This is a genomic window from Veillonella sp. 3891, from assembly GCF_003992315.1.
GTDB lineage: Bacteria > Bacillota > Negativicutes > Veillonellales > Veillonellaceae > F0422.
The window spans coordinates 1-249 of the sequence record NZ_RQVE01000038.1; the positions used below are offsets into that span (position 1 = coordinate 1).

Annotated in this window: 2 tRNA genes; both read left to right on the top strand. The window is 49.8% G+C overall.

The features are described from left to right. Window positions 1-77 (top strand) — tRNA-Ile (locus tag EO118_RS08555). Between the two features lie 98 nt (window positions 78-175). Beyond that, window positions 176-248: transfer RNA gene (locus EO118_RS08560), tRNA-Ala, on the top strand. The last annotated feature ends 1 nt before the right edge of the window (window position 249 follow it).

The following is a 249-nucleotide window of genomic DNA, read 5'->3' on the forward strand; positions in this document are numbered from 1 at the left end:
AGGCCTATAGCTCAGCTGGTTAGAGCGCACGCCTGATAAGCGTGAGGTCGGTGGTTCAAGTCCACTTAGGCCTACCAGTGCCTTTCTTAATGAAGAAGAGCGAATAGAATAGTCTTATCTTAAGATGGAAGAATATCTCCTAGAGATGAGTTCCGAATACAAGATAAGCACACATGGGGGCGTAGCTCAGTTGGGAGAGCACCTGCCTTGCAAGCAGGGGGTCAGGAGTTCGAATCTCCTCGTCTCCAC